Here is a 14,506-nt window from a genome sequence, read left to right on the forward strand (position 1 = left end):
AGGATGGTAACAAATGATACCAGATGGGAGACTCGGATGCATGGGCCCCTGGCCGACCCCGATCGCGGCATGATGACCGGTTTTGCCAATCACTTCGCGACCGAGGCGGTCGCGGGTGCCTTGCCGCAAGGCCAGAACTCGCCGCAGCAGGTGCCCTACGGCCTCTATGCCGAGCAATTGTCCGGAACCGCGTTCACCGCGCCGCGCAAGGACAACCAGCGCAGCTGGCTGTACCGCCTGCGCCCGGCGGCGCATCACCCGGCCTATCGGCCCTATGCGCGCGAGACGCTGCTGCGCACCGGTCCGTTTGGCGAGGTGCCCCCGACGCCTAATCGGCTGCGCTGGGACCCGCTGCCGATCCCGGCGCAGCCGACCGATTTTGTCGATGGGCTGGTGACGCTGTGCGGCAATGGCGATGCGGCAACCGGTGTCGGCATCGGCGTGCACCTCTACGCGGCCAACCGCTCGATGGAGCGGCGGGCATTCTACAGCGCCGATGGCGAACTGCTGATCGTCCCGCAGCAGGGGCGCCTGCGCATCGTCACCGAAATGGGCGTGATCGCGGCCGTGCCGCGGCAGATCGTGGTCATCCCGCGCGGGGTGCGGTTCAGGGTGGAGCTGCCCGATGGCGCCGCGCGGGGCTATGCTTGCGAGAATTACGGCGCGATCTTCCGCCTGCCGGATCTCGGCCCGATCGGCGCGAACGGCCTTGCCAATCCCCGCGATTTCGAGACCCCGCGGGCCGCCTTCGAGGACGACGATGCGCCCTTCGAGATCGTCCAGAAGTTCGGCGGCACGCTCTGGACCACCACGCTGTCGCATTCGCCGTTCGACGTCGTGGCATGGCACGGCAATCTGGCGCCCTATCGCTACGACCTCGGCGCGTTCAACACGATCAACACCGTGAGTTTCGACCACCCCGATCCGTCGATCTTCACGGTCCTGACCTCGCCCTCGGACACGCCGGGAACCGCCAACTGCGATTTCGTGATCTTCCCGCCGCGCTGGATGGTGGCGGAGCACACGTTCCGCCCGCCCTGGTTCCACCGCAACGTGATGAGCGAGTTCATGGGTCTCGTCCACGGCAGCTACGATGCCAAGGCGGGCGGTTTTGCGCCTGGCGGAGCCTCTCTGCACAACCCCATGTCCGGCCACGGTCCCGACCGGGCGAGTTATGAAGCCGCCATCGGCGCGGACCTGCGCCCCCACCGGATCGAGGATACCATGGCCTTCATGTTCGAGAGCCGGCACATGTTCCGGCCCACCCGTTTCGCGCTCGATACCCCGCTGTGCCAGCTCGATTACGATGACTGCTGGGCGGGCTTCCGCAAGGCGCAAGTGCCGCAGGCGAGCGGCTCCACTGGAGATGACAATACGTGACCTTCCCCCGGATCGACGAGACGCATGACGCTGCCCTGACCTGCTGGGTCGAGGGGGCGCAGGGGCATGGCGAATTCCCGGTGCAGAACCTGCCTTACGGAGTGTTTTCGCACGGCGACGCGCGGCGGCGGCTGGGCGTGGCCATCGGCGAGTGGGTGCTCGACCTGGCTGGAATCGCCGATCTCCTGCCGGTCGGGCGCGATCTGCTCGGCGCGGCCACGCTCAACGGCCTGTTTGCCCTGCCGGCAGCCGACCGGCTCGCGCTGCGCCGCATGCTGAGCGCCCTGCTGTGCGACGAAAGCAAGCGCGCGCGTGTCGCAGAGCACCTCCATCCGGCAGGCGAATGCACGCTGCACCTGCCGGCGGCGATCGGCGACTACACCGATTTCTACGTCGGCATCCACCACGCCGCCGACATCGGCAAGCTGTTCCGCCCGGACAATCCGCTGCTGCCCAACTACAAGTACGTGCCCATCGGTTATCACGGACGCGCCTCCTCGATCCGCCCTTCGGGCGTGCCGGTGCGCCGACCCTGCGGGCAGCGCAAGGCGCCCGAGGCCGCGGCGCCGACGTTCGGCCCCAGCGCAAGGCTCGATTACGAACTCGAACTGGGCGTCTGGATCGGGCCGGGCAACGCGCTGGGCGAAACCGTGCCGATCGGCGAAGCGGCCGATCACATCGCCGGGTTCTGCCTGCTCAACGACTGGTCCGCGCGCGATTTCCAGGCCTGGGAATACGTTCCGCTGGGCCCGTTCCTCGCCAAGAACTTCCAGTCGACGATCTCGCCCTGGGTGGTCACGGCCGAGGCTCTGGCGCCGTTCCGGCAGGCACAGCCGCCGCGTCCCGAAGGCGATCCGCGTCCGCTCGATTACCTCTGGGACGAGACCGATCAGGCGCATGGCGGGCTGGGGGTGGAGCTGGAGGTCTTCATCACCACGGCGGCCATGCGCGCGGCGGGGCTGGCGCCGCACCGGCTGTCGCACGGGCCGGCGAGCAACATGTACTGGACCGTGCAGCAGATGGTTACCCACCACGCCTCGAATGGGTGCAATCTGGCGCCGGGGGACCTGCTCGGCACCGGCACGATTTCCGCGCCGGTGCCGGATGGCTATGGCAGCCTGATGGAGCTGTCTCAGGGCGGCAAGGTGAAAGTTGCCCTCCCCGGCGGTGAGGAACGCACCTTCCTGGAAGATGGCGACGAGATCGTGCTGCGCGCCTGCGCCCGCCGCGAGGGTTATGCCGCGATCGGCTTCGGCGAATGCCGGGCCCGCGTCGAGCCGGCGCGGTGAGCGATCCGCGCCTGCACGGCTACTGGCGCTCGAGCGCGGCCTACCGCGTTCGTATCGCCCTGGGCCTTAAGGGTATCACCTATAGCCAGGTGACGCATGATCTGCGCAAGGGCGCGCAGGATGATCCGGCCTATCGCCGCCTTGCCCCGCAAGGGCTGGTGCCGGTGCTCGAAGCGGACGGGCTGACGTTGACGCAGAGCCCGGCGATCCTCGAATGGATCGAGGAGCGCTGGCCCGCGCCGCCCTTGCTGCCGCCCGATAGGGACGGGCGCGCCGCCGTTCGCGCGATGGCCGCACTGATCGGCTGCGACGTCCATCCGCTCAACAACCTGCGCGTCCTCAAAAAGCTGCGAAGCGACTTCTCGGCCTCGGAAAGCCAGGTAAATGGCTGGATTTCCCATTGGATGTCCGAGGGTTTTGCGGCCCTCGAAGTGCTGGTGGGGCGCTATGGCGAGGGGCTTTGCCACGGCGACCGGCCCAGCCTTGCCGACTGCTATCTGGTGCCGCAGCTCTATTCCGCCGAGCGTTTCGGGGTCGATCTGATGCCGTACCCCCGGCTTCGGGCGATCGGCGCGCGCATGGCCGCGCTTCCCGCCGTGCAGGCTGCGCACCCCTCGCGCCAGCCTGACGGCGAGGGGTGACAGCCCCCCCGTGACAGCCGCACTTACAGCCGCAAGGCCGACGCCATTTATGGCAGTTTGTTGCATTCGATTGCCGGGCCTCCGTCCGAGAGCCGTCCGCTGCGCCTATAATGCCGGAAAAGCCTGGCCGGATACGGCCTCGCCCCTCCCGTGCGATTGGACTGCTCATGCTTGGATTTCTCGACAACTGGCGGTTGCCCAGGAAGCTCTTCGCGGCTTTCTCGCTGCTCGCCGCCATGCTCGCCGCCGTTGGCTTGAATGGCTATTTCTCGACCCGCGAACTCAATGCGATTGCCCAGAACCACGTCGATCACGGCATCGCCGGCATGTCGGCGATGCCGTGATCGACGAGGTCAAAGAGACCCGGATCATCGTCTATACCTACTACGCGGCAGTCGGCACGAAGCAGGAAGAGGCCGATATTCGTGAACGCTTGGCCAAGACGCGGGCCGCGCTGGCGAAGTCGGTCGAGGAATACAAGCAGGTTGCTGATGAAGACTTCAAGGACGATGCGGAAGTCCTGAGCCAGAAGGTCGCCGCGCTCAACGATGCCAACGACCGCATGTTCGAACGCCGTGCCGCCGGCGACATGGCGGGCGCGATGGCCTTGCTCAAGGGCGATGCCCGGGCCGCCTCGCACGCGATGATCGACCAGACCGAGAAGCTCCTCAAGGAATCGCGGGCGGCCTCGAAGCGCCAGGCCGAGGCCGGGGAAGCTACGGCTACGACGGCAACCTACCTCGCCATCTTTCTGGCCGGCATGGGGCTGGCTGTGATTGTCCTGATCTGGCTGGTGATCGACCGCTCGGTCGCCGTGCCGATGGGCCGGATCTCGCGCGTCACCACCTCGCTCGCCGAAGGCGGCCATGTCGAGGTGCCCTACCGTGAACGCGGCGACGAGATCGGCGAGATCGCCGAGGCGGTCGAGCAGTTCCGCGTTGCCGCCCAGGCCCGCTCCGAGATCGACGCGCGTCATGCGCAGGAGCAGGAAGTGGTCACCACCACGCTGCGCGCCAGCCTCCAGGCGATCAGCGAGGGCGACCTCACCCAGTCGATCAAGGCCGAGTTCCCGCCCGCCTATGCCGAACTGAAGACCAACTTCAATTCGGCCGTCGGCGCCCTGCGCGAGCTCATCGGCGCGGTGACCGAAAGCACCCACGCCATCCGCACCGGCTCCAGCGAGATCGCCCAGGCCTCCGAGGACCTTGCCCGCCGCACCGAAAGCAATGCGGCGAGCCTTGAGGAAACCTCGGCGGCGATCACCCAGATGGACGGCCGCCTGCGCGCCACCGCCTCGGCGGCGGGCCGCACCGTGGAGCGGGCCGACGGCGCCATGGGCGTGGTCGAATCCGGCCGCTCGATCGCCGACGAGGCGGTCCAGGCGATGGGCCGCGTCAGCGAAAGCGCCAAGGGCATCGACTCGGTGATCGAGGGCCTCGACAAGATCGCCTTCCAGACCCGCGTGCTCGCCATGAACGCCGCCGTCGAGGCGGGCCGCGCCGGGGACGCAGGCCGCGGTTTCGCGGTCGTGGCCGACCTCGTCTCGGCGCTCGCCATGCGCTCGGAAGAGGAAGCCAAGCGTGCCCGCGAGCAGCTCACCGCCACCCAGACCGACATCGGCACCGCCGTGGAAGCGGTGCAGCGGGTCGACGGCGCCCTGCAGAACATCTCGGGCGACGTCTCCGAGGTCCACGCGCTGCTGAGCAACATCGCCACCGACAACCAGGCCCAGTCCTCGACGATCACCCAGATCAGCGCCGCGATCGGCACGATGGACCAGGCGACCCAGCAGAACGCAGCGATGGTCGAGGAGACCTCGGCCGCCGCGCGCAACCTCAACAGCGAGGTGACCTCGCTGGCCGACCGCGCGGCGATGTTCCGGGTGAGCGGCGAAGTGGCCGGCTACAAGCCGCGCGCCGCCGCGCCCGCCCCGGCGCCGCGCGCGGTGCCGGCCGCGATCACCACCAGCCAGGTCGCCCCGGTCCGCAAGGCGGCCCCCGTCGCGCTCGCCACCGGCCAGGACGACGACTGGATGGACTTCTGAGCGGCTTGCGATCCGGCGGCATCGGATCGACTGCTCGACGATCTTGATGCTGCGCACTTCATGGCCGGTCTTCCTGCAGGACCGGCCATGGCCTTCCAAGGGCTGCTCCGTTCCCCGGGGCGGCCCTTTTCATTGGGCTCGGCGATCCGTCCCGCGCAAAAAAAAAGGTGCGTGGCAGGGATAGAACGCGGGGCCTTGCGCGTTTCTCCTGAGGAGCGCGAAATGGCGTCCACGCCGGCCCGAACAGACCGATTGCGCGAACGCGTCGCGTAGACCGCGGAAACATCGGGAGAACAGCCATGAACAGGCAAGACTCGGGCAGCGAGGGCGGCAGCAGCGCGGGCGGCGCGGGCGGTCGCAAGCCGGGCGGCTATCAGGAAGGGCAGGCCGGTGCCGAGCCTACCTACCCCTTGCACCATTTCGATGCGGCGAACGGGGCCACGTTCTCGGAATTCACCAGCGAGCATTACGGCGGACGCGACTTTTCGGCGACACCGGGCGGGCTTGGCGGGGCGATCACCGGCGGCATGCACCCCAGCGACAGCTACCGGCCGACTTACGCCATGGGACACTGGATGGGGCTCGACCACGATTACGGCAGCTGGCGCGCCTATGGCGAGCATCGCGGTTTCCTGCGCCGGGCCGGTGATGAGATCGCCAGCTGGTTCGGCAATGATGCCGCCGCGCATCGCCGCGATCTCGATCACCGGGGACGCGGTCCGAGTGACTACACCCGGCCGGACGAGCGCATTCGCGAGGACGTCAACGCCATGCTGACGGCCGACCGGCGCCTCGACGCCAGCCATGTCCGGGTGAGCGTTACCGGCGGCGAAGTGACGCTGGAGGGAACCGTCGGCGACAGGGCGGACAAGCGGTGGGCGGAGGATCTGGCGGAGGCGTTCATCGGCGTGCGTCACGTCCAGAACAACCTGCGACCGGAGCGCTTGCCGGGCTGACCGCGTCGTTCCGGCCGCGCCGCCGTGTCCGGCGGCGCGGATTCGGGGTCAGCAGCTTTCGCCGGGCGGGCAGGCGGGCGGCTTGCCGCCGCCAGCCGGCGGAGGACCGCCGGGGCCGCCCGGGCGACCACGGGGGCCGCCGTCCAGTCGGCGTGCCTCGTCTTCGCTGAGGAAGCCGTCGTGATCGAGGTCGGCGGCATCGAAGCGCTTGTATTCGAGCGCGAGCAGTTCCTCCAGCGAGGCGCCGGCGTCATAATTGGTGTTGGCCTGGGCGATCGTCATGCCGTTGATCGGCTCGATCAGGCGCGAGAGCACGCGGTCCTCGGCATCCTTGCCGAGCTTGGGCATGATGCCGTTCACGACCGCGAGGCTGGACGTGTCGGCGGCGGCCGCGTCGGAACTGGCCAGCGACCCCATGGCGTGCTGCCAGGTCTGGAATTCGGCGAGGCTGATGCTGCCATTGCGGTCGGTATCGATGGCCGCGAAACGGTCGCGCACGGCTGCCTCGCGGCGCTGGTCGACGATCGCGGTCACTTCCGCGACGGTGACGATGCCGTCGCGATTGCTGTCGGCTTCCTGGAACATCGCGGTGACGACCTTGGCGATTTCCTCGCGCTTGATCGGCTTCATCGGCTTGGGCCTCGCGGGGGCGCCGCCGCCACCGCCGGGAGGGCCCCCGGCGCCGCCCGGGCCACCACCCATTCCGCCGCCCATTCCGCCACCCATTCCGCCTCCCATGTCTCCCATGCCGCCGCTTTGGGCGAACACGGGCGCGGCGGCGAGAAGCAGTACGGCGCCTAGCAGGACCTTGCGCATAGAAAGGGTTATTCCTTTGTCAGAACCGGTCCGTCGGCCGCGGAAACGGCCCCTGTAGCAGGGCCTGACCGATCGGATCGCCGATGCTGTAGTTCGCAATTCGCGCCGCCATATTTCACGAATGTTGCGGTTCGGCCGCAGGAAGGTCTGCCGACCTAGAACGTCACATGCACCTTTGTCTCGGCATTCGGCTTGCGCAGCATGGCCAGCGTCGCAGGCAATTCGTCCAGCGTGACGGTGCTGGAGATTGTCCTTTTGGGATCGACATGGCCCTTGTCGATCTGGTCCGCGATGTAGAGGAATTCGCGCATCGAATAGCCGACCGAGAATTGGATCGACGCGCACTTGTAAGAGCCCAGGGCCGGGATCACCGGGTCGGGCGCCGTACAGAAGCCGAGGCTCAGGATCCGGCCGAACGGGGCGACATGGCTCAGGGCTTTCATCAGCATCCCTTGCGCGCCGACACATTCGAGCACCACGACCGGGGCCCCGCCCAGCGCTTCGCGCAGGTCGCCCGCTTCGTTCTCGCCAAAGGCGATGAAACGGTCCGCCCCCATGTCCCGCGCCAGCGCGGCACGGCGCGGTGAGCGGGACATGACCGCGATCCGCCCGGCGCCCAGCCGGCGCGCCCAGTAGACCGCGTAAAGCGCGACGCTGCCCGCGCCCAGCACCAGCACGCTGTCGCCTGGACGGATCGCGGCAAGCTGCACGCCGTAGAGGCTGATCGCCAGCGGCTCGATCAGGGCGCCGTCGGCGAGCGACAACACCGCGGGCAGCTTGGTGGCGGCGCCTTGCGGGATCGCGGCCAGTTCCGAAAAGCCGAGCATGGCCGAGCCCTGCTTGTCCTCACACAGCACGGCATTGCCATGGGCGCGGCAACTGGTGCACCGTCCGCAGGCGAGGGAGGGCATCACGGCGATACGGTCCCCTACCCGGAGGGCGGAAACCTCGCGGCCGAGTTCGACGATCTCGCCTGCATATTCGTGGCCGAACTGCACGCCGCTGCCGTAATCCCATGCCCCGCCGCGGGTCATGGCAAGATCGGTTCCGCAGATACCGCAGCGCGAGACGCGGATCAGCACTTCGCCCGGGCCCGGGCGCGGATCGGCGAGGGTCTCGATGGTCACCGGCCCGCCGTTGCCGGGATAGATGGCCGCTCTCATCGGCCTGGCTTCACGAGGTCGTACCGCTCGATATAGGCGCGGAACGGCTCGCGCGCCTGGTCTTCGGTCATTCCGAAGTCGGCGATGTCATAGCGGTGCCGGCCGCGCGCCAGTTCGGGCCTGGCGGCAATCCGCGCCGCGAAGGCGGTGCGGGTGGCATCGGGAATGTCCATGGCGATGAACGCGTAGATCCGCTCCAGCACGGCCATCGGGTCGGCATGGAAATCGGCATGGATCACGTCGAGCACTTGCGCGGGATGCGCGCGCCGCACCCGGTCGGCCTTTTCGGTCGCCTCCGCCCACTTGGCGACCTCGCGGATCAGCATCGTCTCGCGGCGCTCCTGCAGGCGGCCTTCCTCGAACATCGGATGCAGGTTCATCAGCAGCGAGACGAGGGAAGGGAGCGCCTTGCCCGGATCGCGATGGGTCTGGATCACGCGTGCATCGGGAAAGACCGCGAAGAGCAGGTCGAGATTCTCGATATGACCGGGGTTCTTGAGCAGCCAGCGCCGGTCGGGCGCACTGCTGCCGATCAATTGCAGGCAGCGCCGGTAATGGGCGTAGGATGGCGCTTCGGACTGGCTGCGCCACCAGGCGTCGTAGCTCTGTGCCGAAGGCGCGCTGCAGGCCAGCACGTTGGAGGTGAAGCCATGCCACAGCAGCATGCAGCATTCATGCACTTCCTCGGCGGCACGGAAGTGGGCGGCGCGGCGCTGCGGGGCGGCTGCGTGCTGGGCGTCGATCCCGGCGGCCGTGCGGCGGAACTGCGGATAGTCGCTCCAGTCCTCGATGGGCGGACGCGGCATGGGGGCATCGGCAAGCCAGGTCTGCAGGCCCTGAAATCGCGGGTCGAGCGCCATCAGGCGGTGAAGCGCCGTGGTGCCGGTGCGCGGAACCCCGGTGATGACCACCGGGCTGACGACATCGTGGTCCGCGAAGCCCGGATTTTCGCGCATGGCCCGGTAGGCATGGGCGCGGCCGCGCAGGGCGCACACGATCCTGCCCCATGCCGCGCGCCGGCCTTCGGCATGGAAGCGCGGGTCGTAGTCCATTGCATGGAGGTAGGCGTCAAGGCCGGGGAGATAGTCGCCAGGGCCAAAATCATCGCTGTCGACTTCGGCGGCGACCAAAGCGTGCAGCCTGTCGCCGGCGTGGCGGAAGGCGCTGGGGGGATCGTAGCTCAGGTCCATGACGGCATGCCTTCTCACCAATGGCGGCGGGGCGCTGCCGATGCCGCCGCCTGCTCCTGTTTGCGGCCGGGATGGTTCGGTCGGGCGATAAGATGGTCAATGCTGTCTTGATGGGTGCCGGCGCCATATCCCGGGGGCGATCATGCAGGCGCGGTCCTTGCCCGGGAGCGTTTAGGCAGCGCACACTATCTATGGCGGACGCTCATGAACGGCCTCGCTGAAATGGGCAAAGGGAGTGGACCCGTGGCGCAGGAAACGGACGTACAAGCGGCTCCGGCATCGATCCTTGAATGCCTGAGCGATCTCGAAAGCGCGGTGGCCAGTCTCGGGCAGACCTGGCGGCCGGACGATCCGGCCTATCGCGCCGATCTCTACCGACAGACGATGACCAGCCTGTCCTATGCCTATTTCATGTACTTCCACGCCGATGCCGAGCATCCCGATTGGGCGCCGCTGTGGAACCCGGTCTATACGCTGCAACCCAATCCCGACGACATCTACGTGCAGAGCCCGATCCGGGGCGATCTGCGCTACCGGGTCGCGGGCAACCGGGGCACCTGCCGGATACTGTCGTTCACCACGCAGAAGGCGCTGTCCGGCACCGTCGATCACATGCCGCAGCCCGGCGGCCACAACGAGGTGGATTGCGACGATCTCGGCATCGCGCCCGGCGAGGACTTCGAGATCCTGTTCAGCGCCCGGCGCCCTGCCGACCACACCGGGCTCTGGGCGCCGATCGATCCGCAGGCTGGCGGCATGTACGTGCGCTATCGCATGTACGATTGGGAAACCGAGACCGACCCGCAGCTGACGATCGAATGCCTCGATCCGGTCCCGCCCAAGCCGCGCCTGTCGCCCGCCGAGATTGCCGGGCGCATGCGCGAGATGGCGCGTTTTCCGGGACGCAAGACCCGCCTCTACTATCCCATGCAGAACGGCGTGAAGGAGCGGGTGGGCTTCAACGTCTTCGAGCCGGTGCGCATGCCCGGGGCGCTGGTCAAGCAGGTCTACTGGCCCGCCTGTTTCCAGCTGGCCGAGGACGAGGCGCTGATCATCGAGACCGAAATTCCCGAACGCGCGCCGTACTGGAACATTCAGCTCAACGATCCGCTCTTCAACGCGCTCGAATATGTCTATCGGCTTTCCAGCACCAACGGGGCGATGGCGCGGCTTTCCTCGGACGGGCGGTTTCGCGGCGTCATCGCGCTGCGCGATCCCGGCGTTCCCAACTGGCTGGATCCGGCGGGCTATACCGAGGGCGGTATCTATGGGCGCTGGTACGATTGCAGCAGCGCGCCGACGCCGACGATCACGCGTGTGAAGCTGACGGACCTTCGCGGCTACCTGCCCAGCGACACGCCGGTCGTGACGCCTGACCAGCGGCGCGAGGAAATTGCCAGGCGCGTCCGGGCATGCCAACGCAGGCGGCGATGGTAGCCGCACGGAGCAAGAGTTTGCCGCGCAACACCGAAGCCACGAAGGGCGACAGGCCCCGGCAGAGAAGATCCCCCGCGCAGCTGCGCGAGGCGATCCTGCGCGCCGCCGAGGCGGAATACTGCGCTTTCGGATTTTCCGGGGCGACGACCGCCGCCATCGCGGCGCGTGCGCAGACCACCGAAACCCAGATCTTCCGCTATTTCGCTTCGAAGGCGGACCTGTTCCGCGAAGCCATCCAGCGGCCGCTGGACCAGCATCTGCAGGCCTTCATGGCGGCCAGTCCGGCTGCGGGCGCGGCGCCGAGGGAGCAACAGGCGCGCTCCTACATCGCCGAATTGCAGGACTTCATCCAGCAGCACCAGCGCATGTTCCTGTCGCTCATCGTGGCCGAGACCGGCAAGGACGGCGACGTGCCCGGCATGGGCGGCGTCGACGCCCTGCACGCCTACTTCGCGCGCGGGGCCGAGGTGGTGCGCCGCCGCACCGGCGGAGAGGACAAGCTGCCGCCGGAACTGATGGTGCGGATCAGCTTCGCCGCGGTGCTGGGCTGCGTGCTGTTCAAGGACTGGCTCTACCCCGATGGCATGGCGGACGACGCCGCGATCCGGGCGGCGATGACCCGCTTTGTCATGGACGGCATCTATGCCGATGCGGCCGTCTGATCCGGGCGTGGCGACAAGTCCGGCGCCGCGGCGGCAGGCTGCAGTTCCACGCGGCGGCTCACGCCGATGGCGGCGAGAAACGCCGGGTCGTGGCTCACCACCAGCAGCGCGCCGTCATAGCCGCCAAGGCCCGCTTCCAGCGCGGCGATGGCGGCGAGGTCGAGGTGGTTGGTCGGCTCGTCGAGGATCAGCAAGGGCGGCGGATGCGCGCCGCCCAGCACGCAGGCCAGCCCCGCACGCAGGGTCTGGCCGCCGCTGAGCGCCCCGACCGCCTTGTCGGCAGCCTCGGCGCGGAACTGGAACCGGGCCAGCGCGGCGCGGCAGGCGTTGTTGTCCATGCCCGGATTGAGGCGCGCGAAATTGTCCGCGATCGTCGCGCCGGGATCGAGCAGGGTCATGCCCTGGTCGAACAGCGCGAACGGCACATGGACCTCGACCGTGCCGCGTGACGGCGCGATCCGCCCTGCGAGCAGCGCGAGCAGCGTTGACTTGCCGGTGCCGTTGGGGCCGCCGAGGGCGATGCGCTCCGGCCCGGTCACGGCAAAGTCGAACTTGTCCAGCAGCGGCTGCTGCGGCGCGTAGCCGAACGTGACGCCGCGCATGTCGAGCACCCGCTGGCCGGGCAGGAGGCCGGTGGGCGCGAGCGTGACGGCGAGCGTTTCCAGCCGTTCCACGCGGGCTTCCGCCTCGGCATGGGCCTGCGCTGCAGCCTCGTGGAGCCGCGCGGCGAGGCGGGCGTTTTCACCGCCGCTCTTCTCGGCCCGGTCGCGCCGCATGCCCGCCAGGATGCGCGGCATGTCGCCCCGCGCGCCCTTGCGGCTGCCGGCGGCATCGCGCCGCTGCTGGCGTTCGCGGGCGACTTGCGCCTTGCGCTGCACGTCGCCGAGGCGGCGCTCGGCCCCCGCCAGGTCCTGTTCGGCCGCCGCAAGTTCCACCGCCTTGCGCGCGCGGTAGGCGCTCCAGTTGCCGCCATAGCGCGCCGCGCCCAGCGTGGTCAGCTCGACGATCGCATCCATGGCTTCGAGCAGTTCGCGGTCATGGCTGACGACCACCGCACCCGCGCGCCAGCCTGCCATGAGCTCGAGCACGGCGCGGCGACCGTCATGGTCGAGATTGTTGCTCGGCTCGTCGAGCAGAAGGAAATCGGGCTCGCCGAAGACCGCGCCCGCCAGCGCGGCGCGGGTGCGCTGGCCGCCCGAAAGCGCGGCCAGCCGGGTCTGCGGCGGCAGTTCCAGTCCGACCCGGCGCAGCGTCTCGTCGACACGGGTGCCCAGCGTCCAGTCCGCCTCGGACAGTTCATCGAGAGTGGCGGTGCCGGCTTCGGCACGGTCCAGCAGGGCGAGGGCGGAGGCGACGCCGAGCAGATCGGCGACGGTTTCCTGCGCGTCCACCTGCACGATCTGACGCATGGTGCCGATCGATCCGGCGCGCGTGACCCGGCCGCGGTCGGGAGTGAGGGCGCCGGTCAGGAGGTGCAGCACGGTGCTCTTGCCCACCCCGTTGCGGCCGACCACGCCGCAGCGTTCGGCGGCAAAGTCGATGGAGATCCCGGACAGGACGGGCGTGCCGTCGGGCGCGGACCAGCTGGCATTGGCCAGCGAAAGCATGGCGGGCTGCGAACGCCCGGCGGCGGGCGAAGAGGTGGGCAAGGACATGGAACTTCCTGAAAGCAAGGCGGAATGGGCATTGCGGTCAGGCAGGGATCACATCGTCTTGCGGTTCCGTTCGCTGGGTGGCCATCATGGCCGATGGGAAGCAGGCTATTAGCGCAGGACGGTCCCTGCAGGCAAGCGTCAGGTGGGCAGGCCGCCTTCGATGGCGCCGTTCATGGGTTCACGGCCTCGGCGCTTTCCGCTTCGGTTTCGCACGGCGTCTGGCCCGGCTCGCGCCGTCTGCCGACCCAGACCGCGCATCCCAGCAGCACCAGCGCCACCCCGAGCGCGATGATCGGGCGCGGATGGGCGATGAGGCAGAACGAGGTGAACCCGATCGTCATGCCGATCCACGAGGCATATTTGGCGTGACGCGGGATCGCCCGCTCCGCCCGCCAGGCGCGAAGCCCGGGGCCGAAGCGGGGATGATCGAGCAGCCAGGCTTCCAGCTTCGGCGACGAGCGGGCGAAGCAAGGCAGGGCAAGGATCATGAAATCCGTGGTCGGCAGCAGCGGGACGAAGATCCCGACCACGCCGATGCCGACCAGCGCCAGGCCCAGCACCAGCCAGGCCCAGCGGGATGCCCGCCCCCTTCGGAGCAGGTCCTGGGTGCTGCCTGGCCGCTCAGGCGAAACAGGCATCGGCAAGCGACCGGACCCGTTCAAAGGCGGCCCTGGCTCCGGCCACGGCGCGCTGTTCCTCCTCCGGCGTGAGCTCGGCCGCGTTGAGTTCGGCAACGAAGGCGCGCCAGTGCGCGGCCGGCCCTTCCGGCGCGGGCGCGAGGTGGCGGGCGCCGTGATGGTCGGAAAGTCCGATCCTGGCCACTTCCTTGCGCAGCAGCGCTGCCCCCATGTTCGACCCCTCCGCCACGTAGAGCCAGCCAAGGGCCTGGGGCAGGTCGATCGGCGTGCCGGGCGTGAAGGCCGGGGTGCCATGCCCCGTCGGCAATTGCCGGCCGAGATCGGCGAGATCCGCCTCGATGAGATCGAGGCGCTGGCGTCCGGCGAGGCCCGGCAGGATGTAGCGCATCGCCTCGCTGGCGTAGAGCGCGGCGATGTCGCGGTGGAACAGGAACTGCATTTCCAGGAACCGGCCGTAGCCCGGCAGGCTGGAGAAGGGATCGGCGGCCATGATCGCCTTGTCGAGACGATCGTGCATGTCGTGGGTCGCGGTGCGGAGCGCGTGAACGAGCGTGGGCAGCAGCGCGTTGTCGGCGGATCGGGTCATGACGGGGTGCGGGCCTTTCTGAGCGGGATACGGGGGGAAACGGGGGCGG

Annotated in this window: 14 protein-coding genes; 8 read left to right on the forward strand and 6 right to left on the reverse strand. The window is 68.7% G+C overall.

Going from position 1 to position 14,506, the window contains the following annotated elements:
- Positions 1 to 72 precede the first annotated feature (72 nt).
- The 6 genes from hmgA (at position 73) to OKA11_RS01010 (ending at position 6,310) form a co-directional block, all read left to right on the forward strand.
- Positions 73 to 1,380, forward strand: a complete 1,308-nt coding sequence (hmgA, locus tag OKA11_RS00985) for a homogentisate 1,2-dioxygenase (RefSeq protein WP_267218614.1) — start codon at positions 73 to 75, stop codon at positions 1,378 to 1,380.
- The gene (gene fahA / locus OKA11_RS00990; protein WP_267218358.1) at positions 1,377 to 2,669 is read left to right on the forward strand and encodes a fumarylacetoacetase; all 1,293 of its coding nucleotides are present in this window, start codon (positions 1,377 to 1,379) and stop codon (positions 2,667 to 2,669) included. Before hmgA ends, fahA begins: the two co-directional genes overlap by 4 nt.
- Positions 2,666 to 3,310, forward strand: a complete 645-nt coding sequence (gene maiA, locus OKA11_RS00995; RefSeq protein ID WP_267218359.1) for a maleylacetoacetate isomerase — start codon at positions 2,666 to 2,668, stop codon at positions 3,308 to 3,310. Before fahA ends, maiA begins: the two co-directional genes overlap by 4 nt.
- Positions 3,311 to 3,477: 167 nt before the next feature.
- The gene (locus OKA11_RS01000) at positions 3,478 to 3,654 is read left to right on the forward strand and encodes a hypothetical protein (RefSeq protein WP_267218360.1); all 177 of its coding nucleotides are present in this window, start codon (positions 3,478 to 3,480) and stop codon (positions 3,652 to 3,654) included.
- Positions 3,651 to 5,354, forward strand: coding sequence for a methyl-accepting chemotaxis protein (locus OKA11_RS01005; RefSeq protein ID WP_267218361.1), 1,704 nt, complete (start codon positions 3,651 to 3,653; stop codon positions 5,352 to 5,354). Before OKA11_RS01000 ends, OKA11_RS01005 begins: the two co-directional genes overlap by 4 nt.
- A 299-nt stretch (positions 5,355 to 5,653) precedes the next feature.
- Positions 5,654 to 6,310, forward strand: a complete 657-nt coding sequence (locus OKA11_RS01010) for a BON domain-containing protein (protein WP_267218362.1) — start codon at positions 5,654 to 5,656, stop codon at positions 6,308 to 6,310.
- Between the two features lie 48 nt (positions 6,311 to 6,358).
- Here the strand turns inward: OKA11_RS01010 and OKA11_RS01015 are convergent, their stop codons facing one another.
- The 3 genes from OKA11_RS01015 to OKA11_RS01025 all read right to left on the reverse strand — a co-directional run bounded on the left by OKA11_RS01015 (position 6,359) and on the right by OKA11_RS01025 (position 9,479).
- Positions 6,359 to 7,126 (reverse strand): EF-hand domain-containing protein, encoded by a 768-nt coding sequence (locus OKA11_RS01015; protein WP_267218363.1) that lies wholly within the window; start codon positions 7,124 to 7,126, stop codon positions 6,359 to 6,361.
- Positions 7,127 to 7,281: 155 nt separating this feature from the next.
- Positions 7,282 to 8,289 carry an alcohol dehydrogenase catalytic domain-containing protein gene (locus OKA11_RS01020; protein WP_267218364.1) on the reverse strand — a complete coding sequence of 336 codons (1,008 nt, stop codon included), beginning with the start codon at positions 8,287 to 8,289 and terminating at the stop codon, positions 7,282 to 7,284.
- On the reverse strand, positions 8,286 to 9,479 hold the full coding sequence (locus OKA11_RS01025; RefSeq protein ID WP_267218365.1) for a sulfotransferase family protein: 1,194 nt from the start codon (positions 9,477 to 9,479) through the stop codon (positions 8,286 to 8,288). Before OKA11_RS01025 ends, OKA11_RS01020 begins: the two co-directional genes overlap by 4 nt.
- Positions 9,480 to 9,722: 243 nt before the next feature.
- Between OKA11_RS01025 and OKA11_RS01030 the strand changes: the two genes are divergently transcribed.
- Together OKA11_RS01030 and OKA11_RS01035 are read left to right on the forward strand one after the other, a co-directional pair.
- The gene (locus OKA11_RS01030; protein WP_267218366.1) at positions 9,723 to 10,916 is read left to right on the forward strand and encodes a hypothetical protein; all 1,194 of its coding nucleotides are present in this window, start codon (positions 9,723 to 9,725) and stop codon (positions 10,914 to 10,916) included.
- Positions 10,917 to 10,933: 17 nt separating this feature from the next.
- The gene (locus OKA11_RS01035; RefSeq protein ID WP_267218367.1) at positions 10,934 to 11,578 is read left to right on the forward strand and encodes a TetR/AcrR family transcriptional regulator; all 645 of its coding nucleotides are present in this window, start codon (positions 10,934 to 10,936) and stop codon (positions 11,576 to 11,578) included.
- Here the strand turns inward: OKA11_RS01035 and OKA11_RS01040 are convergent.
- The 3 genes from OKA11_RS01040 to OKA11_RS01050 form a co-directional block, all read right to left on the reverse strand.
- Positions 11,557 to 13,233, reverse strand: coding sequence for an ABC-F family ATP-binding cassette domain-containing protein (locus tag OKA11_RS01040; protein ID WP_267218368.1), 1,677 nt, complete (start codon positions 13,231 to 13,233; stop codon positions 11,557 to 11,559). The genes OKA11_RS01035 and OKA11_RS01040 overlap by 22 nt on opposite strands.
- Positions 13,234 to 13,403: 170 nt before the next feature.
- Positions 13,404 to 13,871 carry a YbaN family protein gene (locus OKA11_RS01045; RefSeq protein WP_267218369.1) on the reverse strand — a complete coding sequence of 156 codons (468 nt, stop codon included), beginning with the start codon at positions 13,869 to 13,871 and terminating at the stop codon, positions 13,404 to 13,406.
- Positions 13,855 to 14,457, reverse strand: a complete 603-nt coding sequence (locus OKA11_RS01050) for a biliverdin-producing heme oxygenase (RefSeq protein WP_267218370.1) — start codon at positions 14,455 to 14,457, stop codon at positions 13,855 to 13,857. The genes OKA11_RS01045 and OKA11_RS01050 overlap by 17 nt, the downstream gene beginning before the upstream one ends.
- Positions 14,458 to 14,506: the final 49 nt, after the last annotated feature.

Origin of the sequence: Novosphingobium clariflavum (genome assembly GCF_026420865.1) — a bacterium.
Lineage (GTDB): Bacteria > Pseudomonadota > Alphaproteobacteria > Sphingomonadales > Sphingomonadaceae > Novosphingobium > Novosphingobium clariflavum.

Bases quoted from the DNA above. Each gene is read 5' to 3' on its own strand.
- OKA11_RS01020 (WP_267218364.1), bottom strand. From the start codon at position 8,289: ATGAGAGCGGCCATCTATCCCGGCAACGGCGGGCCGGTGACCATCGAG.
- OKA11_RS01015 (WP_267218363.1), bottom strand. From the start codon at position 7,126: ATGCGCAAGGTCCTGCTAGGCGCCGTACTGCTTCTCGCCGCCGCGCCC.
- OKA11_RS01040 (WP_267218368.1), bottom strand. From the start codon at position 13,233: ATGTCCTTGCCCACCTCTTCGCCCGCCGCCGGGCGTTCGCAGCCCGCC.
- OKA11_RS01000 (WP_267218360.1), top strand. From the start codon at position 3,478: ATGCTTGGATTTCTCGACAACTGGCGGTTGCCCAGGAAGCTCTTCGCG.
- OKA11_RS01045 (WP_267218369.1), bottom strand. From the start codon at position 13,871: ATGCCTGTTTCGCCTGAGCGGCCAGGCAGCACCCAGGACCTGCTCCGA.
- OKA11_RS01010 (WP_267218362.1), top strand. From the start codon at position 5,654: ATGAACAGGCAAGACTCGGGCAGCGAGGGCGGCAGCAGCGCGGGCGGC.
- OKA11_RS01050 (WP_267218370.1), bottom strand. From the start codon at position 14,457: ATGACCCGATCCGCCGACAACGCGCTGCTGCCCACGCTCGTTCACGCG.
- OKA11_RS01025 (WP_267218365.1), bottom strand. From the start codon at position 9,479: ATGGACCTGAGCTACGATCCCCCCAGCGCCTTCCGCCACGCCGGCGAC.
- hmgA (WP_267218614.1), top strand. From the start codon at position 73: ATGACCGGTTTTGCCAATCACTTCGCGACCGAGGCGGTCGCGGGTGCC.